This is a genomic window from Mucilaginibacter straminoryzae (assembly GCF_022953055.1).
Lineage (GTDB): Bacteria > Bacteroidota > Bacteroidia > Sphingobacteriales > Sphingobacteriaceae > Mucilaginibacter > Mucilaginibacter straminoryzae.
The window spans coordinates 76,577-97,610 of sequence record NZ_JALJEJ010000011.1 but is presented as its reverse complement, the minus strand read 5'-3'; the positions used below and the strand labels follow the sequence as shown (position 1 = coordinate 97,610).

22 protein-coding genes are annotated in these 21,034 nt (G+C 43.8%); 6 read left to right on the top strand and 16 right to left on the bottom strand.

The window, feature by feature from the left end; all coding sequences use genetic code 11:
* Window positions 1-20 precede the first annotated feature (20 nt).
* Window positions 21-242: a DUF433 domain-containing protein gene (locus MUY27_RS18275; protein WP_245132480.1), complete on the top strand. Its 222-nt coding sequence runs from the start codon at window positions 21-23 to the stop codon at window positions 240-242.
* Entirely contained in the window at window positions 243-605 is a 363-nt protein-coding gene (locus MUY27_RS18270; RefSeq protein WP_338042697.1) for a DUF5615 family PIN-like protein, read from the top strand. It begins immediately after the preceding gene.
* On the opposite strand, the gene MUY27_RS18265 is transcribed toward MUY27_RS18270, so the two are convergent.
* Complete coding sequence (locus MUY27_RS18265) at window positions 606-1,913, bottom strand: prephenate dehydrogenase/arogenate dehydrogenase family protein (protein ID WP_338042699.1); 1,308 nt, start codon at window positions 1,911-1,913, stop codon at window positions 606-608.
* A 110-nt stretch (window positions 1,914-2,023) separates the two neighbouring features.
* On the opposite strand from MUY27_RS18265, the gene MUY27_RS18260 reads away from it, so the two are divergent.
* Both MUY27_RS18260 and MUY27_RS18255 read left to right on the top strand, forming a co-directional pair.
* Complete coding sequence (locus MUY27_RS18260) at window positions 2,024-2,809, top strand: hypothetical protein (protein ID WP_245132474.1); 786 nt, start codon at window positions 2,024-2,026, stop codon at window positions 2,807-2,809.
* Between the two features lie 205 nt (window positions 2,810-3,014).
* Complete coding sequence (locus MUY27_RS18255; protein ID WP_245132472.1) at window positions 3,015-3,167, top strand: hypothetical protein; 153 nt, start codon at window positions 3,015-3,017, stop codon at window positions 3,165-3,167.
* A gap of 20 nt (window positions 3,168-3,187) precedes the next feature.
* On the opposite strand, the gene MUY27_RS18250 is transcribed toward MUY27_RS18255, so the two are convergent.
* Together MUY27_RS18250 and MUY27_RS18245 are read right to left on the bottom strand one after the other, a co-directional pair.
* On the bottom strand, window positions 3,188-3,655 hold the full coding sequence (locus MUY27_RS18250) for an energy transducer TonB (protein WP_245132470.1): 468 nt from the start codon (window positions 3,653-3,655) through the stop codon (window positions 3,188-3,190).
* Between the two features lie 88 nt (window positions 3,656-3,743).
* Window positions 3,744-6,116 carry an ABC transporter permease gene (locus MUY27_RS18245; RefSeq protein WP_245132468.1) on the bottom strand — a complete coding sequence of 791 codons (2,373 nt, stop codon included), beginning with the start codon at window positions 6,114-6,116 and terminating at the stop codon, window positions 3,744-3,746.
* Window positions 6,117-6,331: 215 nt separating this feature from the next.
* Here MUY27_RS18245 and MUY27_RS18240 point away from each other — a divergent pair, with 215 nt between their 5' ends.
* Together MUY27_RS18240 and MUY27_RS18235 are read left to right on the top strand one after the other, a co-directional pair.
* Window positions 6,332-6,898 (top strand): hypothetical protein, encoded by a 567-nt coding sequence (locus MUY27_RS18240; RefSeq protein WP_245132466.1) that lies wholly within the window; start codon window positions 6,332-6,334, stop codon window positions 6,896-6,898.
* Entirely contained in the window at window positions 6,888-7,436 is a 549-nt protein-coding gene (locus MUY27_RS18235) for a hypothetical protein (RefSeq protein WP_245132464.1), read from the top strand. The genes MUY27_RS18240 and MUY27_RS18235 overlap by 11 nt, the downstream gene beginning before the upstream one ends.
* A gap of 79 nt (window positions 7,437-7,515) precedes the next feature.
* Here the strand turns inward: MUY27_RS18235 and rpsJ are convergent, their stop codons facing one another.
* The 13 genes from rpsJ to MUY27_RS18170 form a co-directional block, all read right to left on the bottom strand.
* Window positions 7,516-7,821, bottom strand: coding sequence for a 30S ribosomal protein S10 (gene rpsJ, locus MUY27_RS18230; RefSeq protein WP_022830652.1), 306 nt, complete (start codon window positions 7,819-7,821; stop codon window positions 7,516-7,518).
* 156 nt (window positions 7,822-7,977) lie between these two features.
* Window positions 7,978-10,089, bottom strand: coding sequence for an elongation factor G (fusA, locus tag MUY27_RS18225; protein WP_245132461.1), 2,112 nt, complete (start codon window positions 10,087-10,089; stop codon window positions 7,978-7,980).
* A 96-nt stretch (window positions 10,090-10,185) separates the two neighbouring features.
* Window positions 10,186-10,653, bottom strand: coding sequence for a 30S ribosomal protein S7 (gene rpsG, locus MUY27_RS18220; protein WP_245132459.1), 468 nt, complete (start codon window positions 10,651-10,653; stop codon window positions 10,186-10,188).
* Between the two features lie 20 nt (window positions 10,654-10,673).
* On the bottom strand, window positions 10,674-11,087 hold the full coding sequence (rpsL, locus tag MUY27_RS18215; protein WP_245132457.1) for a 30S ribosomal protein S12: 414 nt from the start codon (window positions 11,085-11,087) through the stop codon (window positions 10,674-10,676).
* A gap of 379 nt (window positions 11,088-11,466) precedes the next feature.
* Entirely contained in the window at window positions 11,467-11,949 is a 483-nt protein-coding gene (locus MUY27_RS18210; protein ID WP_245132455.1) for a hypothetical protein, read from the bottom strand.
* A gap of 87 nt (window positions 11,950-12,036) precedes the next feature.
* Window positions 12,037-12,306, bottom strand: coding sequence for a hypothetical protein (locus MUY27_RS18205; RefSeq protein WP_245132453.1), 270 nt, complete (start codon window positions 12,304-12,306; stop codon window positions 12,037-12,039).
* Entirely contained in the window at window positions 12,303-13,703 is a 1,401-nt protein-coding gene (locus tag MUY27_RS18200; RefSeq protein WP_245132451.1) for a radical SAM protein, read from the bottom strand. Before MUY27_RS18200 ends, MUY27_RS18205 begins: the two co-directional genes overlap by 4 nt.
* Window positions 13,696-14,445, bottom strand: coding sequence for a prolipoprotein diacylglyceryl transferase (locus MUY27_RS18195; RefSeq protein ID WP_245132449.1), 750 nt, complete (start codon window positions 14,443-14,445; stop codon window positions 13,696-13,698). Before MUY27_RS18195 ends, MUY27_RS18200 begins: the two co-directional genes overlap by 8 nt.
* 91 nt (window positions 14,446-14,536) lie before the next feature.
* Window positions 14,537-15,214: a carboxypeptidase-like regulatory domain-containing protein gene (locus MUY27_RS18190; protein ID WP_245132447.1), complete on the bottom strand. Its 678-nt coding sequence runs from the start codon at window positions 15,212-15,214 to the stop codon at window positions 14,537-14,539.
* Between the two features lie 69 nt (window positions 15,215-15,283).
* Complete coding sequence (locus MUY27_RS18185) at window positions 15,284-17,254, bottom strand: M1 family metallopeptidase (protein WP_245132444.1); 1,971 nt, start codon at window positions 17,252-17,254, stop codon at window positions 15,284-15,286.
* Between the two features lie 74 nt (window positions 17,255-17,328).
* A complete protein-coding gene (locus MUY27_RS18180) occupies window positions 17,329-17,679 on the bottom strand; it encodes a Spx/MgsR family RNA polymerase-binding regulatory protein (RefSeq protein ID WP_245132442.1) in 351 nt (116 codons plus the stop codon).
* A 12-nt stretch (window positions 17,680-17,691) separates the two neighbouring features.
* Window positions 17,692-20,076, bottom strand: coding sequence for a TonB-dependent receptor (locus MUY27_RS18175; RefSeq protein WP_245132441.1), 2,385 nt, complete (start codon window positions 20,074-20,076; stop codon window positions 17,692-17,694).
* A 156-nt stretch (window positions 20,077-20,232) separates the two neighbouring features.
* Entirely contained in the window at window positions 20,233-20,874 is a 642-nt protein-coding gene (locus tag MUY27_RS18170) for an START domain-containing protein (protein WP_245132439.1), read from the bottom strand.
* Between the last annotated feature and the right edge of the window lie 160 nt (window positions 20,875-21,034).

Sequence of the window (21,034 nt, the reverse complement as noted above, 5' to 3'; positions counted from 1 at the left end):
ATAAAGCTATATTTGTTATCATGAGGAAATTTAGCCGAATAACTTCAAGCCCGGAAATAATGGGAGGAAAGGCATGCATCCGTGGTATGCGCATAACAGTTTCAATGATTTTGAACCTGATTGCCAGTGGCATGGCCAAAGAAGATATTATTTCGGAATATCCCTCTCTTGAAGTTGACGATATTAATGAGTGTCTAAAATATGCGGCTTTTCTGGCAGAAGAAGAACTTTATCTTACCTAAGTGAAATTTCTGTTAGATATGGGCATTTCAACCAAAACGATAACTTGGTTGAGGCATAAAGGTTATGATGCCATTCACCTATCAGATGTCGGGCTACATACTTTAACAGATATAGAGATACTTAGAAAAGCAGTTGAAGAAGACCGAATAATTATCACAGCAGATATGGACTTTAGTCAGCTACTTTCCGTACACACAAATTACGCTGCTTCCGTTATTCAATTCAGGGTAACAAATTTTAAAGCAGAAAACATCATTGATAAACTTCAGTTAATTTTCCAAAAGCTTTCTTCAGACTTTAGTGTTCCCCAAATTGTAACCGTTGAAGATAACCGAATAAGGGTAAGAAAACTACCTTTTTAATCAACCCATCATCAGGCGCCGGATCAGTTCGGCGCTTTGTTTTTTGCCTTCTTCTAAACGGTCGGCAAAGAAGTTTTGCACCTCATTAAATTGCTTCTTGTAACCCTTAATATCGCCATGACCGATGATAGATGACCATTCCCTTACTGCTGAGTGGAACTCCAGATCGTCCCCGCGGATAGTCTTATCATACAAGGCTGTCTCTATAGATTCTTCCAGCAGATCTTCGTTTTTAAACAAATATTCTGCGATACCTAACCGCAGTCTAAACGGCGGTGTCTGCCCGATCAGGTTATCATAAGGGTTTACCTGTAAATGGTACCAGGCATCCACCATACTTAAAATACTCAGGTGCGAATTAGGTTTTGGGTGAACAGAGCTATCGGCCAGGGAAAATTCTTTCATCACCTGGTCGTTAAACATAATCAGTTTGCGGCTTTCATGGAATACAAAATCCCGCGCTTTATATAAACGCTCGCGGAAGGCCTGCTCCTCCTCCATAATCATCAGCTTAAACAATTCAGATTCTGAGGTGGCATATTGCTTTACCTGCTGCCGTGCATAGGGGTTCAGGATGGCTAAACCGGCATACACGTGCGCCTTATAACTGAAGATTCTAAGCGTAGTTAAAATTTTCACATTATCGATACCACCGTGATACGAGGCATTATCCCAGGGGAAAAAACCGGCCGACTTCCAGGCTGTCCCCATACTTTCGAAACCCACGTGCGTTACTACCTGTGTATCGGCCACAATCTGGTCGTGCTGATGATAATCCGGTATCTCTACAATATCCGTTTGCAGCTGGTCAAACAGATCATAGATCCGCTGATAGGCCTCATCGTCTGCACGGTGACGGATCAGAATTAACTTTTGCCCTTTCGGCTCGAACCCGGGGCCGTGCATGGCATGGAAGGTAATGATCTGCGCATGATTAGGAAGATACTTCTCCAGCACCGTGATTTCCGGTTGCTTAACCGATGTCTGCCCGGCCACGATAGTTCCCGGCCTTACCACCCCTGCCGATTGCGCTACCACCTGTTCCATTTTTTCTGCTTCGACAGAATAGATCAGAAAATCCGCTTCACGGGCAACAGCGAGATTATCATCCAGTATCCGGATGCCTAAAGCGGTTAATTCATCTTCGAGCCGGTGGCGGTTCTGGGGCAGGTCGCACCCGAAAACATGGCAACCTATTGCCGCAAAAGCTTTGGCGTAAAGCTTACCCATGTCTCCCAAACCGATAAAGCCGATATTCATGCCGCTAATATAATCACCAGTAAAGTATTTGCTGCTTACCTTTTTAATTACATTATTTTACCACCGATTAACTTAGAATGGCTAACTTAGTGAACCATCTGCATAGCGTTTACGTTGAAATGCAGAAATGCTTTTAGTGCTAACTAACTTTATACCGCATGACTAACAAGCTGCTTTTAAAACATTTTCCAGTTGTTGCTTTAATAGCCATTAGCTTAAGTGCCGGCGCGCAAGACACCACAAAAAAGGTTACTGCGCCTGCCAAAACCATTAACGTAAAACCAAAGCCTGCAGCTACCCAACAGCCTGCTGCAAATCCTTATAAAACTGTTGCTAAAACACCGGCGCCCGGAGCACAAACCGGAGCTCAGGTTCCTGCCGCGACTAACCCAAGGCCCTACACTACCCCGGTTCAAACTACATCCGTTGCACCTAACGACCGCAGCCTGAACGGGCAATACCAGTTTTTACTTAGCAAAACATACAACTATCAGCGTGGCATGCTTGCCGCATTTTATAAAAGTGTGACCGACTCGCTTAAGGCTGAACGTAAGAAAATAACCCCACTGCAAACCCAGGTTGCAGCACTTAACGATAGCCTGAAAGCTACGCACACCGCCCTTAACGAGCAGCAAAAGACGCTCGACCAATCGAACAATAATCGCGATAGCATCAGCTTACTGGGCATTAACATGTCTAAGTCGTCATACAATTCTTTGATGTGGGGTTTGGTGCTGGCGTTTGGCGCCGTAGCAGCCATCGTCATAGTCCGTTCCGGAAGTTATAGCCGCGAAGCAAAATACCGTGTTCGCCTGTACGAAGAGCTGGACGAAGAATATAAAACCTATAAGGTAAAAGCGAACGAGAAAGAAAAGAAACTGGCCCGCGAACTGCAAACCGCACGTAATAAACTGGAAGAAATTACCGGTAAGCCGGAGTATTGATCTTTTTAGGTTCGGGGAGCGAGTAACGAGGAGCGAGAAGGCTCTCTAAAGTAATAAAACAATCAAATTTGTCATTCAGAGCGAAGCGACCCGTCCCGAACTAGTTTCGGGAAGAATCTGCATAATGGTGTATCAAATACTTTGAAAACATATTGTTAGAAAACAAAACTCAAATCTTTCGGGTAGTTACCTGAAAGATTTTTTTATGGAATTTAAACCCGGCGATTACGTAGCAACGCCCAATGGTAACGGTTACGTAGCAGAAATTATAGAAGGACAGGTTTTGGTTGATTTAACAGACGGCGACCACCTGCGTGAGTTGTTTTACCCGGATCAGTTAATGTTAATGGGTGAATAACAGCCGATTCTTGTTCAATGCTAATTAACGATTGTTATCTTACCCGTAGAAGCAGAGCCTTTTTTAACAAGTGTAAATAACAAATGTGATTTATCAGTATTGTTCAACTCGGTGCTGTGGTATTGCTTTTTCCCGTCGATATAAAGCATAAATTCCACCATAATGCTATAAGTACCTGGTCTCACTGAAAGTTTATCAGGATACCGATTAAGCAAACTAATCACCTTTTCGTCGCAAGCCGAAAAAAGTGGTTTTGTGATCCGTACAGCTTTTATTTGAGACTTTTCATCTACATTAAACGATGCGATAATAAGTCCGTGTACACCATTTTCTCGTGCAACAGCCGGATAAAGCAAATTTTTAGCGACATAACTTTTGAAGGCAGCAATTGATGCAGAACTATTAGCCGGATCCCTAAACTTACCACTATATTTATTAGGGCTACAGCTAAAACCTAAAAGTATTACAAGGAATAGGCAAATTCGCATATACTTAAAAGTAAGGCTTTTTACGTAAACAAACAAAGGCTGCCCCGATACATCGTGGCAGCCTTCGCAACACATTAATTAACAAATATTATTCTGTCCTTAAACTCTTTACCGGGTTGGCCATTGCTGCTTTGATGGCCTGAAAACTTACGGTGACCAGCGTGATCAGCATGGCTCCGAAGCTGGCAATGATAAATATCCACCAGGAGATCTCTGTACGGTATTCGTAGGTTTTCAGCCAATCGCTCAGGTAGTACCAGGCAATCGGTATGGCGATAAGGCAAGAGATTACTACCAGGGTAACAAAATCCTTTGAAAGCATGCTCCAGAGATTATACACTGAAGCGCCCAATACCTTGCGTACCCCAATTTCCTTCGTACGCTGCTCTGCCACGAAAGAGGCCAAACCGAACAAGCCGAGCGAAGAGATAAAAATGGCAAGGATAGCAAAGAATGTAGCAAGGTTGCCTATGCGCTCTTCATCTGCGAACTTAGTCTTGTATTCATCGTCTGTAAACTTAAAATCGAACGGACTACCCGGATTATACTGTTTAAATACGGGTTCTATTTTGCTTAGCGCCTCCCGTAATGGCATGGTGGGTTTCAGTTTCACGGTGATGAGATTAGCCCAGTTGTAATCCAGCTTGAAAACCGTTGGCATTACCTGCGAATAGGGCGACTGCATTACCATATCTTTAATTACGCCTATAACCGTATATGGTTTATCATTCCACTTAATAGTTTCACCTACCGGGTTCTTAAAGCCGATATATTTTGCGGCGGCTTCATTAATCAGCAAGGCAGCGGTATCAGTAGCAAAATCCCGTGAAAAATCGCGGCCGTTTCCAATTTTCCAGCCGATGGTTTTGCCGTAATCGTGACTAACGGCAATGGTGCCGAAAATCGGGTTAGTGGTTTGATCTTTACCTCTCCAGTTAAAGCCAATCTGGTTAGACCATACATCTGTCGACGGGCTGGAAGATTGTGCCATATTTTCCACGGCGCCTGTCTTCAGCAGATCTGCTCTTAAAGCATCATAATGTCCGCGTATCTCCGGCGTATTCATGTCAATCGTGATCAGCCCTTCACGTGAATAGCCAACAGGCCGGTTCTTTGCAAACTGGATCTGTTTAAACACGATGATGGTACCGATGATCAGGGTGATGGAAACGGTAAATTGCGAAACAACCAACACCTTTCTGGGTAGCGCGGCAAAGCGCCCGGCCTTGAAAGTTCCCTTCAGTACTTTAATGGTATTGAAGCCCGACAGATAAAATGCCGGATAGCTTCCTGAAACCAGGCCTGTAACCAAAGTGAATACCAGGCAGATCCCCCAGAAGAAAGGATTTAACCAAGGCAGTTGAATTTGTTTTGAAGAGAGTGTGTTAAACGTGGGAAGAAAGGCCAGCACTAATACCATTGATACCAAAAGGGCCAATGCAGCAATCAGGATAGATTCGCTCAGGAACTGTGCTATTAATTGCCTGCGTAAAGAACCGATCGCCTTACGGACGCCCACTTCTTTCGCACGCTTCTCTGAACGGGCGGTGCTCAGGTTCATGAAATTAATACAGGCCAGCATCAGCACAAACACACCAATGATAGAGAATAGCCACACATACTGGATCCGCCCACCGGATACTTTACCATCTTTAAATTCGCTGTACAGATGCCATTTATCCATTGGATGAACCAGCAGCCATTCGTTACCCTCTTTAAACTTGCCATGTATAGCACCGCGTATTTTCTGTGTTTCCTTATCAAAATCCACATGATCGTTCAGCTCTGCAAAAAGCTGGAAACTGTGGTTACCCCACTCCTTTTCCGACTGTTTTACCCAGTCTTCAACAGAAAGGTACTTATCCCAAGCCATTAACAGCTTGGTATCATAAAAGGTGGTATTATGGGGCAGATCTTCATATACACCTGCGACCTTCAGATCAAATTTATTATTTACCCTAACGGTTTTCCCGATCACGTCAAGGTTATTAAAAAGGGCGTCTGCAACGGACTTTGCAAGTAGTATAGATGAAGGATCGTTCAAACTGTTGATATTACCCCTTACCATTTTCAGCGTCAGCATCTCGGGTAACTGCGGCTGGGTATACATCCCTTTCTGTGCAATTTTCTTATCACCTACCCCAAGTGTAAAAGGCATATTCCACGAGGCAAGCGTTATCGCTTTAAAATCACCGCCGTATTTTGTCTTCAACTCGTCGCGCAGGGGTACCGCAACCGCCATTTGCGTACCGGTGTGTCCGTCAAATGTTTGGGTGACCATGATCTGCCCCAGCCTGTCGTGCTTCTCGAAATAGTGATCGAAGGATACTTCGTCCCAAAGCCACAAGCCTATGAGTATGGCCACGGCCATACCGAGCGCTAACCCGACTACATTAATAAACGAGTAAACCTTATTCTTAAGCAGGTTACGCCACGCGATCTTGAGATAATTTTTAAGCATAGGATAATAAGTTGTGTACAACCGTCTGCTTACTGTACCAAAAACGAAACCTTATTAATAAGTAACTCATAAACAAATGATTACAAAAACACTGCAAGTAAAAACTGTCCGGTACTGATACAGTTATTGTTCGTGGGCGAACAGGGTAAAACGACTATAATTCCGAATTAGAACAAATTATTTTACTTATTTTTATTTAGACATTTATTTAGCCAATGAGCCTTATTTCAAAAATCACCAATCTTAGTAGTACCGAATTAAGTATTATTTCGATAATAATATCCAGTCTTTCGTTAATCTGTTCTTTATATTACAATCGCATTTTCAGCAAAACATATCGCCTTTCAAAAAAAGAGCATTTAAGCAAACTCTCAAACTTCACTTTATATTTAATAAATAGCTTTAGCCGCGACGAAAAAAAAAGTGGAAGAAGATTTCTATTGTTCAACGTAACCATTAGTAACAAAGCCACTTTAAAAAATTCATTTCTTGCATATTTAGAGATCCAATATGTCGGAAACGAAAACGAGGTTAAACATATCGTTATCGATTATAGCCCAGCTGACCTTAAACTTGATCTAACTAAAAGCCTTACTCTTTTTTCTTCTAACATAACATTGGAAGAAAAAACATCTGAATCTAAATGGTTTGTGTTTCAATATCCATCCGATATTTTAATGAATAATCGCATATTAAAGTATGTTTTAAGGCTTTCAGACGTTGATAACCACACTGATACTTTAGAAGTGTTTTTAATAAAAGATTTAGGAGATGAAAATTAAAAATTGGGATCATCCCGTATTTCAAGTTGTGGGCGAGGGTGCTTTATCTTCAACTGTTATTGGTGAAGGAAGATTTATCCCTTTACTAATTATTGATCCGCTTGGTCATCAAGAAATTAAAGAATTAATTTCCGTGCATAGGAATTTACCTCCTGGAGATGCAATATTTAGATGGTCAAGCTCGATTTGGAATAGAAAAAAAATCTATCTAACAATTGAATTCATGAAACCTATGAAGACATCTTTTGCTATTGTTTTTGACACACAAAATGAAAATGCATTAATTGAAGGAATAATTCAATCTCGTGGCTTCATTCTTCAAGTCGGAAAAACAGGAGATAAACCCTCAAGCACTCAAAAAGAAGATAAAGTACTTTTGGAAGTACCAGATTTAGGTTTCGATTTTAAATGGAATACAATTTTAACAGATGTTATAAAATCGAAATATAAAAAAATGGGACTATCAAAGAAAGAAATTAATATTGCGACAAAGGAACATATAAAAAGTATGAGGGAAGTTTGGGCTATAAGAAGGTAGTTTGAACCCACAAAAACAACAAAGGCTACCCTGATCAATCAGGATAGCCTTTTGTATAATTTCGAACCTTCCGGTCCTATCACACTTTGATTTCTACTTCAACGCCGCTTGGCAATTCAAGTTTCATCAGCGCGTCTACAGTTTTAGAGTTTGAGCTATAGATGTCTAACAGACGTTTGTAGCTGCAAAGTTGGAACTGCTCACGTGCTTTTTTGTTTACGTGTGGTGAACGCAGTACAGTAAAGATTTTCTTTTCTGTTGGTAAAGGCAGCGGTCCGCTTACTACAGCGCCGGTTGGCTTTACAGTCTTAACGATTTTCTCAGCTGATTTGTCAACCAGGTTGTAATCGTAAGATTTCAATTTGATTCTGATTCTTTGGCTCATTGTTGTTTTTTGCTTGTGATTTCACCGATAAAGATGATTTCACTGATTTAAAATTGACTACCTGTAAGAGCTATTTATTACTGGGTAGCTGATTATTGTTATTAAGTTACTGAGTTATTAAGCTGAATAACCTAATAACTCAATAACCTTTTTTATTTAAGCGATAGCGCCTTTAACGCGACCTTTAGATTTAGCAACCACTTCGTCTTGTACGTTACGTGGTGCTTCTTCGTAATGGTCAAACTCCATAGTTGAAGTTGCACGGCCTGAAGTAATGGTACGTAATTGAGTTACATAACCAAACATTTCAGAAAGTGGTACCATTGCTTTGATCACCTGAGAACCGTTACGGGTATCCATACCTTGCAGCTGGCCACGACGACGGTTCATGTCACCGATTACATCACCCATGTTTTCTTCAGGGGTAAGGATCTCGATTTTCATGATCGGCTCTAAAAGTACCGGACGAGCTTTTGGTAAAGCCTCGCGGTAAGCAGATTTAGCGGCAATCTCGAAAGAAAGCGCATCTGAATCGACTGCGTGGAATGAACCATCAATCAAACGTACTTTTAAGCTTGTTAACGGATAGCCTGCCAGCACACCATTTGCCATGGCAGCAGCAAAACCTTTTTCTACAGATGGGATAAACTCGCGAGGAATTGCACCACCGGTAATTTCGTTCACAAACTGTAAACCTTCTTTGTTATCGTCAGCAGGAGAAATGATCACCTGGATGTCTGCGAATTTACCGCGACCACCAGTTTGTTTCTTATAAGTCTCGCGATGCTGTACGCTGCCGGTGATGGCCTCTTTGTATGCAACCTGCGGAGCGCCCTGGTTAACTTCAACTTTAAACTCGCGTTTCAGACGGTCCATGATGATGTCCAGGTGAAGCTCGCCCATACCAGAGATAACGGTTTGGCCGGTTTCTTCATCAGAATTTACACGGAAGGTTGGATCCTCTTCGGCAAGTTTACCTAAAGCCATACCTAATTTATCAACGTCAGCCTGAGTTTTAGGCTCGATAGCCAAACCGATAACCGGCTCTGGGAATACCATTGATTCCAGAACGATCGGGTTTTTCTCGTCGCAAAGGGTATCACCTGTTTTAATATCTTTAAAGCCTACTACCGCAGCAATATCACCTGCACCTACGTTAGGGATAGGGTTTTGCTTGTTAGCGTGCATTTGGAAGATACGGGAGATACGCTCTTTGTTATCAGAACGCATATTGTGCACGTATGAACCGGCTTCCAGGTTACCAGAGTAAACACGGATGAAGCAAAGACGGCCTACAAATGGGTCGGTAGCAATTTTAAATGCTAATGCAGCAAATGGTTCTTTTACGTCTGGTTTAACCAGTACTTCTTCGCCGGTGTTAGGGTTAGTACCTACAACACCTTTTGAATCAACCGGTGAAGGCAACAACTCCATTACATAATCCAGCATGGTTTGTACACCTTTGTTTTTGAAAGAAGAACCACAAGTCATCGGAACGATTTTACCTGCTAAAGTAGCCTGGCGTAATGCGTCCAATACTTCGCGCTCGGTGATGGTAGTCGGATCATCGAAGAATTTCTCCATCAATGTATCGTCATACTCAGCAACAGCTTCCAATAATTTCTCTCTCCACTCGGTAGCTTCAGCAACCAGGTCGTCAGGGATTGGCACTTCAGTAAAGGTCATCCCTTTATCATGCTCGTTCCAAACCACACCACGGAAGTTGATCAAATCAACCACACCTTTGAAGTTATCTTCAGCACCGATAGGGATTTGCAGTGGCACCGCGTGGCTGCCCAGCATATCACGTACTTGCTTAACAACTTTTAAGAAGTCGGCACCAGAACGGTCCATCTTGTTAACGAAACCGATACGAGGTACGTTATAGTTGTTAGCCAGACGCCAGTTAGTTTCTGACTGAGGTTCAACACCGTCAACAGCAGAGAACAGGAACACCAGACCATCCAGTACACGCAGTGAACGGTTTACCTCTACGGTAAAGTCCACGTGTCCCGGAGTATCGATCACGTTTACCTGATATTTATTGCCACGGTAGTTCCAGAACACGGTAGTAGCGGCTGATGTGATGGTAATACCACGCTCCTGCTCTTGTGCCATCCAGTCCATGGTAGCGGCACCTTCGTGTACCTCACCAATTTTGTGGCTCACACCAGCGTAATAAAGGATACGCTCGGTAGTAGTGGTTTTACCGGCATCAATGTGGGCGGCAATACCAATGTTTCTAGTGTATTTAAGATCTCTTGACATTTTCTTTTGTTATTGATTATTGAGTTATTGAGTTATTGAGTTATTGAATCTGTTTGAAGAAACAATAACCTATAACTTAATAACCCAATAACTATTTTAGAAACGGAAGTGTGAGAACGCCTTGTTAGCTTCAGCCATTTTGTGCGTATCCTCTTTTTTCTTAACGGCAGCACCTTCACCTTTAGAAGCTGAGATGATTTCGCCGGCAAGTTTTTCCATCATGGTTTTTTCACCACGTTTACGAGCGTAAGTGATTAACCATTTGATACCTAAAGCGATTTTACGCTCCGGACGAACCTCTGTAGGTACCTGGAAGTTAGCACCACCCACACGGCGTGATTTAACTTCGACAGCTGGCATAACGTTGTTCAACGCTTTTTTCCAGGTCTCCAGACCGTTCTCATTTATTTTTTTCTCAACGATATCAACAGCGTTGTAGAAAATACCGTATGCGGTAGATTTTTTACCGTCATACATCATGTTATTTACAAACCTGGTTACCAATACGTCGTTAAAACGTGGGTCAGGAAGAAGGATTCTCTTTTTTGGTTTTGACTTTCTCATTGTATACTATCCTCCTTTAATTATTTCTTTTTACCGCCTTTAACTGGTGCAGCTGGCTGACCTGGTTTAGGACGTTTAGTACCATATTTAGAACGACGTTGGTTACGGCCGTTAACACCTGAAGTATCCAGTGCACCACGGATGATGTGGTAACGAACACCAGGAAGGTCTTTTACCCTGCCGCCGCGGATCAACACGATTGAGTGCTCCTGTAAGTTGTGGCCTTCACCCGGAATGTAGGCATTCACCTCTTTACCGTTTGTTAAGCGCACACGGGCAACTTTACGCATTGCTGAGTTTGGTTTCTTAGGGGTAGTGGTGTATACACGGGTACACACGCCTCTTCGCTGTGGACAGCTGTCCAACGCTGGTGACTTACTCTTGTCAACCAGAGCTACTCTACCTTTTCTAACTAATTGCTGAATAGTAGGCATTCTTTCCTTTTTCTTGTTACAGTTTTATCCTTATTTTAAGGACTGCAAAAGTACAGAGTTATTTTTTGATTATCAAGCGGTTTGGTAAAAGATTTTTAGCTAAGTGGTTATTTGTTACCGGGTTATTAAGAGGAGGTTAAGGGGAAGCGGGGAGGGCGGAGCGGAGAGAGGTGCGAGTGATGGGGCAAGTGTATTCAACGACCTTGTCATTCTGATCCGATAACTGGCGGAGAAAAATCTTCCTTAACTGGTTTGGAGAAGAAGATTTCTCGTTCCACTCGAAATGACAATCTGTAATCAACCGAAATAAACTCCACAAAAAAGCCGCCCGGATTACCCGCGCGGCTTCAATCGTACTTAACTCTGAAATCAATAAACCTTATGACTTTTGCTCGCTGTCTCGGTGCAGGCCGTGACCTTTGTGGTTCTTACGCAGTTCTTTCAATTTCGCCTTTTGTGCATCGGTTAGCGTAGCTACAAATGCTTTATGGTTAGTTTTACGCAATTCTTTGTTATCAGCCATCATTTTCTTTTGGTCATCTGTCAGGCTGGCTTGCAGTTTAGCTTTCTTGTCTTTCCGCTCTAAAGTCTTGTCTTTCATAATCGCTTTCTGGTCTGGTGTCAGTGTAGCTACGAAAGCTTTGCGGGCTTCTTTCTGTTTCGCGTGGTTAGCCTTCAGCATGGCTTGCTGCTCTGGTGTAAGCACAGCTTTGAACTTCTCGAAGCCGGCATGACCATGATGACCGCCACGATGATGGGCTGCCTTAGCGCTGTCTGCAGTAGTTACTGTTTGTGCATGTGCACCTGCTGCAAAACCTGTAACAGCCAGTGCTATAAATGTGAATTTAATTAACTTTTTCATCTCTATTGTTATTTATAGAGATAGAGCCTGTTTACCCTTAAAGGTTTAAGTAACGCATTTGTTAAAATGTGTTAAAACCCGGGAGCATCAATGCCCGCTAATACTAAATCCGTTTACGCAGGTACCGAAACCGATCACCAGGATCAGGAAGCCGGCCAACAACCAGCTCCACTTTTTTTGGATGATAGCTGCAAACACGCATACCAGGAAATGAAACACAGCCACCATAAAACCTACAAAGATATTATCCTTGCCTGCGGCCACGCATGCGATGGTATAAACAGCAAAAATCAGCAGGTTGTAACCCAGTATTTTTAAATCTGCAGAAGCTTGTTTGGGTGGTTGTTGTTCCGTCATAACATCGGTATTTCGTTACGCAATTGGTTCAGGTAATTAATTTTATCGTCGCGGTAGAATAGGTTCATGGTTTCAAACGGGATAATCTTCATGTCCTTATTCACAATATGCACGCACGATTTCTTGATGGCCCTCACATCAAAGTTCTGCGCATCAATAAAATTCATGATGATGATCCGGAACAGGTTGTCGTAACCTAATCCCCTCGCATCAATCTCGGGCAAGCAACACATAATGGATTTCAAATGCTCCTTGGCCGTCTCTACCGAATTACCGGTGCTAAACATGTGCAGCAGGTGGGCTTTCAGCTTTTCGTCCTGCTCGTAAACAATCGTATTCTTTGAATTATCCAGCAGATCATCGGGGTTGATCATCCGTGTTAACGGGAAAACCTGCCCGCCCAGCTTTAAGGCGTAACCCATTACCAGGGCATCGGGGTTACAAGGTACAGGCAGCAGATCTTGTGCCGTAAAAATGTTTGTTTGTTCTAATATCGCGGTACGCACCTCGGTAAGCGTGTAACGGTCTGTCGCCGGGTTGAAGTTTTCTAACCTGCCGGCCTGTTGCGTGGGTTGGAATGTTACACCCCTAACACAAGGCTGCTGAAGCGCATATTCGATAATCTTGCCGATCTCGTCGGTATTTAAGCCTTTTTGAAGGGTGACAACCAGTGTGGTCGACAGGTTATATTTATTCAGGTGCTCAATGGCTTTCATCCGAACTTCGCGCAGGTCTTCGCCACGGAGTTGTTCCAGTGCCTCTTTCTTAAACGAATCGAATTGCAGGTATATCTCGAAATCAGGCATATAAGTCGCCAGTCTTTCTACAAAAGCTTCATCTTTAGCTATTCGGATACCATTAGTATTCAGCATCACGTGGCGGATCGGTTTCTTTTTGGCGATATCCAGTATCTCGAAAAATTGAGGATGCACTGTCGGCTCTCCCCCACTGATCTGTACCACATCCGGTTCGCCTTCATTCTCTACGATCACGTCGAGCATTTGTTCTATTTCTTCCAGTGTGCGGTGCCGCCCGTAATGCGGGGAAGACATGGCGTAACAGGTCGGGCAGGTTAAGTTGCAACGATCCGTTACCTCGATTACCGTCAGGCACGAATGCTGCTCATGGTCCTGGCACAAACCGCAATCGTAAGGGCAGCCATAATGGGTTTCCGCATTAAACTTCAGCGGCATTTCGCTGCGCTTCGCATAATTACGGCAGTTCTTATAATAGTCGATATCGGTCGCAATCAGTACTTTTTCAAAACCATGCTGACGGCAGTTCTTCAGCATATATACCTTACCATCTTCAAACACAATCTTGGCGTCCACGCGTCGCAGGCAGGTAGAGCAAATGCTTAAGGTAAAATCGTAATAGATGTACGGACGTTCAGGCATAAGGTTTAAGTAACCGGTTAGGATAGATAAATATTTGATAATAATACAAAATTCCGGCTACGCAGGCGAGTTGAATCACAGACAATCCAAACGGCAGGAAATAATCCGGCTTGATGAATTCTATTGCAAAACGGAAAATAAGGTAAACAGCCAGCATTAGTTTGAACCGGGCGCCGTCTGCCAATGGATGCTTGCGTTCAAAAGATGCTAAACCCCACCACAATAACAGCCAGAACAAAATTTCGTAGAGGTTGGTAGGATGCCGCCTGATGCCGTCGCCGAAATCTATGGCCCAGGGCAAGTTGCTGGCGATACCGTAAGTACCATCTTCCAGACCCGCCAAAAAACATCCCGTCCGCCCGATTACCATCGCCAATATCAGCGGATAAACCATCATATCGCCGGATGATACCGTAACACCGATTAGCTTTTTGGTTAGTTCGACACCGATCAGCCCGCCTAACAACCCGCCGACGATGGTAGTGTTCCCCATAAAATATACCAGGTTCATTTGCGGTAACAGCAAAGGTTTTTCTAACACGCCTAAAATATGCGAACCCAGAAAACCACCAACGGCAGCGCCAATAAAAATGACCATACGATGCTGATCGCTGATGACGTCGTGCTTATGATTACGCAGGTACACGTAATAACGGTAGCCAATGGTATAAGCAAGCGTTTCACAAATAAAGTGAACCGGCAGCATATAGCTGCCTAACCGTATCGTTACCGGGAAATGCATGAATAATGTGAAGTACTATCCGGCAGGTTGAGTGCTTGTCTACCTAAACAACGACCACTGCTTCAGCCGGATAAAAAATGGAAATCAATGACTACTGCATCAGTCGTTGCGGTTTGCGCTTTTCGGGCGGCAGGGCCATGTATTTACGGTAACTATCGTTAATGTAAACCGCCATGCTCGGGCCGTTATTGTTGCGCAGGAATTCGTAAGAAGGGCGGTACATCAGCAGAAAGTCATCCAGTTCCTGTCCTTTCAACGGAATTATACTACCCACATAAGCGCGACTGAAAGCCGAATCCACACGGCGCTCTTGCGCCTCGCGTTCGAAGTAGTGTTTCAGCCTGCGGGCGTTCTTGGCATCTTTGCCGAACCAGGTAGATGGCGATAACGCATAAACCTTGGCGTTCTGGTATACCTGGCGATATTCTGACCGCGGATCGAAATTCCTCGAAGCGGTGATATTCACTTCGCGCAGGGCGATAGACTGAGTAGTCAGTTGGATCTGCCGTGTCTTCAGGTCGACCAGGTAAAGGGTATCTGATACATAACCCGGGGAAGAGATAATGAGCGTATTGCCGGTTTGCGCCGGGATTTCGAAATTGCCCTTATCATCTGTAAGTGCAATTTGTTTATTCGTCATGTTGCGGATAAAGGCCTCGGGCAAACGGTTATTGCTACCGGTTTCTACCACGGTGCCTTTAAGGGACTGGCCAAAAGTGGTCTGTATGGCCATCAATAAAAGAGCTGCTGCTAAGATAAAAGGTTTCATATGTAAAAGTAGTTATTTGTATAACCTGTTCAACCTTCAGTAGTTTTTACAGCAGCACTTTTTAACATTTTATTGGTGCCAAACATTATTTTCGGTATTGTAATCCGGGAAAACATGCTTGGGGTCGTACGTTACCGACTCAATTTCCTCGTTAGATTTATACCTGAAAGTCCACCTGCTTCCTGTAGACCATATTTCAACCGGAAGCTTTACGGTACTTACCTTACCGCTAACAGTTTTAATTTCCAGTATCACAGGCAGGGCCATCCTGTCCAGGTTCCTGATTGTGATCACGGCACCTTTAGCAGGGTTGTTATCTACGTAAGTGACCTGGTCAACCGCAACATCCAGCTGCCAGTTATTGATAAACCATTCGCGCCAGAACCAGCCCAGGTTTTCACCTGCTACGTTCTCCATCGTGCGGAAGAAATCATCCGGCGTTGGGTGTTTATAAGCCCAGCGCTGAATATAAGTCTGAAAAGCGCGGTCGAACCGTTCCGGACCCAGGATCTGATTGCGCAGAATGTTCAACGCTTCAGCCGGTTTCTCGTAAAGTAAGGTACCATTATTAATCTCGGGGATGTTATCCGGCGTAGCCATTATCGGCTCCATTTTAGGGTTCAGCAAATGCGAGGCTTTTGGGCTTTGCCAGTCTAACGCCGAATCTGCATATTCTCCCTTATTAAAAGCTGTTTGAGACAAGCCGTTGATAAACGTATTAAAGCCCTCGTCCATCCACCCGTATAACCTTTCGTTAGAACCGACGATCATGGGGAACCAGGTGTGGCCAAATTCATGGTCGTTCACCTGCCAAAGTTCTTTTCCTTTGCTTTCAGAACCACAGAATACAATGCCGGGATATTCCATACCGCCTACCCTGCCGCCCACGGCAGAAGCATATGGATACGGGTATTCAAACCATTTAGATGAATAATATTCCAGCGTAGATTTTACATATTCTGTTGATCGCTCCCAGCCGTTATGCCCGTTACTTTCTACAGGGTAAGCAGAGGTAGCGATACATTTCTTTCCGGATGGCAGATTAACCTTTGCCGCGTCTACAATAAACGCCGGTGAAGACGCCCAGGCAAAATCGCGCGCATTGGTTAACTTGTAATGCCAGGTAAGTTCTGTTTTCCCCTGCGGGCGCGATGCTGCATTTTTCACCTCATTCGCTCCACGGATGATTACTGTTTTATCGCTCGTGGCGGCTTGTGCCCAGCGTTGCTGCTCTGTAGCAGTGTATACTTCCTGCGCATTCTGTAATTCGCCGGACGCCATTACCATGTGCGAAGCAGGTACGGTAAGGTTCACATCAAAGTCGCCATACTCGAGGTAGAACTCGCTGGGGCCATTGTACGGAATGGTGTTCCAGCCCATCACATCATCATACACGCACATGCGCGGATACCATTGGCCGATGGTGAAAATCTTTCCGTTCTTTGTCTCCTCTATTCCCATACGGTCCGACCCGTAATTAGGGATGATGAAAGAATAATTGATCCGGATAGTGGCCTTCCCGCCTTTTGCGTCCATCGCTTTGGCTAAGAACAGTTGCAGCCGTGCATCATTGATCAGGTATTTTACCGCAATGCCGTTAACCGTTACTGATTGTATCTTGAAACCAGCATCAAATAGCTGCCCGTGTGCATGGTTACGGCTACCGCTGATGGGTTCCATGGCCGTACCGCGCGAGTCTGCCTTGTAAGTATCCTGATCCAGCTGCATCCAAAGGAAATCCAGCCGTTGCGGACTATTATTTGTATACGTAACAATTTCGCTACCAGTGATCTGGTTCAATTTTTCATCCAGTTTTGCAGTCAGCTGGTAATCTGCCCGGTTTTGCCAGTAAAGCGGCCCGGGTTCGCCGTCAGCTGCACGGTATTCATTACCGTTCTGGGTATAAAAGCGCGGATTGAACAGCGCCACATGATCGAATTTAGAGTTATCTGCACGAAAAATGGATATTTGCTGCCCGCTGCACCAATTAATTCCCGCAAAAAAAACCAGCATCACGCTGGTTAACGTAAAATATCTCATTAAAAAATTGAAAATAATAAAGGTCTACAATTGCTTAGGCAAGAGTATAACGTGCAAAGTAAAGAAATATCGCGCTATTTTTTCAGAAAGTGTTCGCGGTACACGTTTTCATCAAAACCGAAATAAAGAAAATTGCCATCTTCGATCACCGGGCGTTTGATAATACTGGTCTTCTCTTGCAGCAGTGGTAAGGCTTCCGCAGCAGATTTCACACCTGCCTTTACGGGTTCGTCCAGCTTTTTCCAGGTTAGGCCCTGCTTATTTAAAAATTTCTCGTAACCTGCCTTATCATTCCACTCCTGTAGCTTTTCTTCGCTTACGCCAAGTTTTTTAAAATCGTGGAATTCAAAATCAACATGGTTTGTCTTTAACCAGGTTAACGCTTTTTTAACCGTATCGCAATTGGTGATGCCGTAAACTTTCATCCGGCAAAGTTATTAATTTCCGCGGCCACCTCCGCTGGTATCGTCATTCCTGATACCTCGCTGGTTCTTCTTGATGCTTGAATTCAGCTTACCGAACTTATACATAAAGCTGAGGCTGATGTTACGGTAATAATTGTAGAAGGAATTAAACTGCTCAAACTGTTCTGTCTTGGAATAAAAATCAATTTTGATGAACTTTTTGAAGGGGTTGCTGACATACAATGATAAGGTGGCTTTTTCATTCAGGAAATCTTTAGAAGCGCTCAAAGATTCACCAAACCAACTGTTGTCCCTGCCTTGTAACATCACGTAACGACTATCAAAATCAACATCGGCACCCATTCTAAAGGTTTTTGTAAACTTGTAAGAGGCATTAAAGAACGTGTAGCCCTGCAAACCGTTATTGTGGTAGTAGATATTATTATAGAAACCCTTCAGATCAATAAATAACAGTTGGGCGTTAAGATTGGCAGAAAGCTTTTTGGTAAGCGGGTAATTAACGCTTAAACTGTAACCTACTCTTTTATTCTTCCCCACGTTATCATAAGTGCTCACGCTAACGGTGTCCGCGCCGATAGTTGTTACGTTTTGTATAGTGTTATTGGCGAAGGTGTAGCTCAGGCCCATATTAATACTGCCCTTACCGGATATATCATAGTTTAACTCGAAATTATGATTCACGGCCGGCCGCAGCGCGGGGTTACCTACCTGGATATACTTGGGGTTAGCACGGTTGACAAAAGGGTTTAACTGCCAGATACCCGGGCGCGAAATACGATTGGAGAAACTAAAGCTAAGGCTGTTATTTTTGAAAGAACGCATGACGGAAATATTGGGTACCAGGTTATTGTAATCCTGGTTTGCCGCGCTGCCGATTGAAGTATAATTGGCATCAACCGTGGTATGTTCTAACCGTAAACCGGCCTTGGCAGACCATTTTTCTTTTTTGTATTGCAGTGATGTATAGCCGCTGTACACATCCTGCCGATAATCGAAGTTGTTGGTCTGGGTGAGATCGGGCACAAATGCGTTAGCCGTCTTATCGAACACTTCGCTGTTAAAATCGCTGGTGCTTTTCCGCAGGATAGCTTTTGTACCGGTTTCAAAGGTTAGCTTTTTATCAAACGGATGTACGTAATCCAGCTGGATAGTCTGCTCGTCTGATGAAGCGTTATTATGCTGATTAAAATCGGGCTGGCCATAGTTGAGCTTTTGCTCGAAAGTGTTTTGATTATCCTGCTTGTTGCCAAAACTGCTGTATTTATAAGACAGGGTGAGCAATTGATCTTTGTTTCGTTTGAAGCCCAACTGATAATTCAGGGAAGCTTCCGTTCCCCGGAAATAACCATTTCCCAGGTTATTAAGCGCATATGACTGGTTCAGAGACGGTGTAAGCCCCGGTTGAAAGGACAGCTGATAACTGTTACGGTCGAAACTGAATTTATAGGAATTAAAACTTCCGGATAACAGGTTCAGCGTATCTATCTCGTAACTCAGCTCAGCATTACTATAAATGTTTCGCCCCTGGTTAAAGCGGTTTCCGTTCTGCATAAGCGACGATACCACCGGCGCATAGGTATAAGTGGCGTTATTAAAGCTGGTATTCTGTTTATTTTGACTATTAAAACCCACATAGCCGTTAATGCCGAACTTACCCTGCTTTACCGTAGCGTTCAGATTACCACCCGGTCCCCAAACGCTGTTATAGCGACTGGTAACTGTACCGTTATACCCCTGGTCGGCATTTTTCTTGGTGATGATATTAATGATCCCCGCTAAACCTTCGGCCTCGTACTTTGCCGGTGGATTTGTGATCACCTCTATCTTTTCGATATTGGTAGCCGGCATTGATTTCAATACATCCGAAGGGTTTTGCGTCACCAGTGCCGAAGGCTTGCCATTAATAAATATTTTATAGTCGGTATTCCCTTTCAGCTTAATCTGGTCTTGCCCGTCTACAGAAACAAGTGGCACCTTACGCAACATTTCCAGGGCATTGGTTGCTTTACTTTCCGGGTCGGCCTGCACATCGTAAGCAATACGGTCTACCTCGCGCTTTACCAGGGGTTTTAATGCAGTAACTGTTACCTCGTTCAAATCCTTGCTCGCAGGTGAAAGCAGGATCTTGCCAAGGTCTATCATCGCCTTTGTGCTATCAAGAAAGATGGTCTTATTTTTATATCCTACCGATGCCAGTACCAGCTTGTAGGATTTTGCGGGAAGATTATTGAACTCGAAACTACCGCTCTCTTTGCTTAGGGTACTTTTTACAGGCTGGTCTGTCTTTGCCGTTCTTACAGCCACTGTTACATAACCAATGGGCTGTTTTTTTAAAGAATCTGTTACGATACCTTTGATTACCTGAGTAGCAGGCTGGGCAAAGGCGCACGTGCACATTAGCAGTAACGCCAAAAGTGATAAGGTAGATCTCATGTAAACATAAGACGTAACCTGAATACCGATAGTTACAAAAATGCTACGAAAAAGTGCAATTATTTTTCCGGTGCTTACACGTTATATCGATCGGCCTAACCATAGCCGCAATAAACAGGATTAGTTCTTTATAAAACTATAGCCCGCGTTCTGGTACTGGGGTTTCTGCAATTGTGTACGTAACGCCTTGAAGCTTTGAATAGGCCCTTCAGCAGCTAAGAGGTTCACCAACCAAGCGGGTATGGCGCCAGCCGGGTCTACGTGTAAAGTGTATTCTACTTTAACCTTACCATCTGACGGGGTAAGCACCCATCTGCCTTTAGAATGATCTATCCGTACAATACCTTTCTTTACAGCGACAAAACCTGGCACTGCCGGGCCATCCATCGTAACCACTTTGGTATCCGGATTTTGCTGTACGATCAGGTGGGCCACAAAATCGCGGTTTTCTGTAGGCCAGGGTAGATTAATTTCTGAATAATAATATAACTCTGAAGGGGATACCTGCTTAATTAAGGTAGCAGACTTGGTGTGATAAACCCACTCCGTGCATCCTTTTACGTCGAGCAATACAGCAACTAACTGCGACAGCGTGGTTTTGTACTCGCACTCTACACGTAAAGCTTTCACTTTAGAATCAGGCACCGGGCTGGTGTAAACTTTAATACCTTCTTTTTCTGTGTTTAAGGTCCAGGTGGTTTGGGCAAACAGCTGCGATACGCATAAAGCAAACCCAAGGGTAAAAAATAATCTTCTTAGCATAAATTAGTTTCGGGTAAAGCAAAGGTATCTATTCGCACAACCGCTTTTTACGCAATCGGATTATATGACGCGCTGAAGACAAGTCTATTGGGAGCAAGAGACAAGAGCCGTTTCAGAAATAAGAATCGTTTCAGAAACAAGAGACAAGAATCAAGACTTT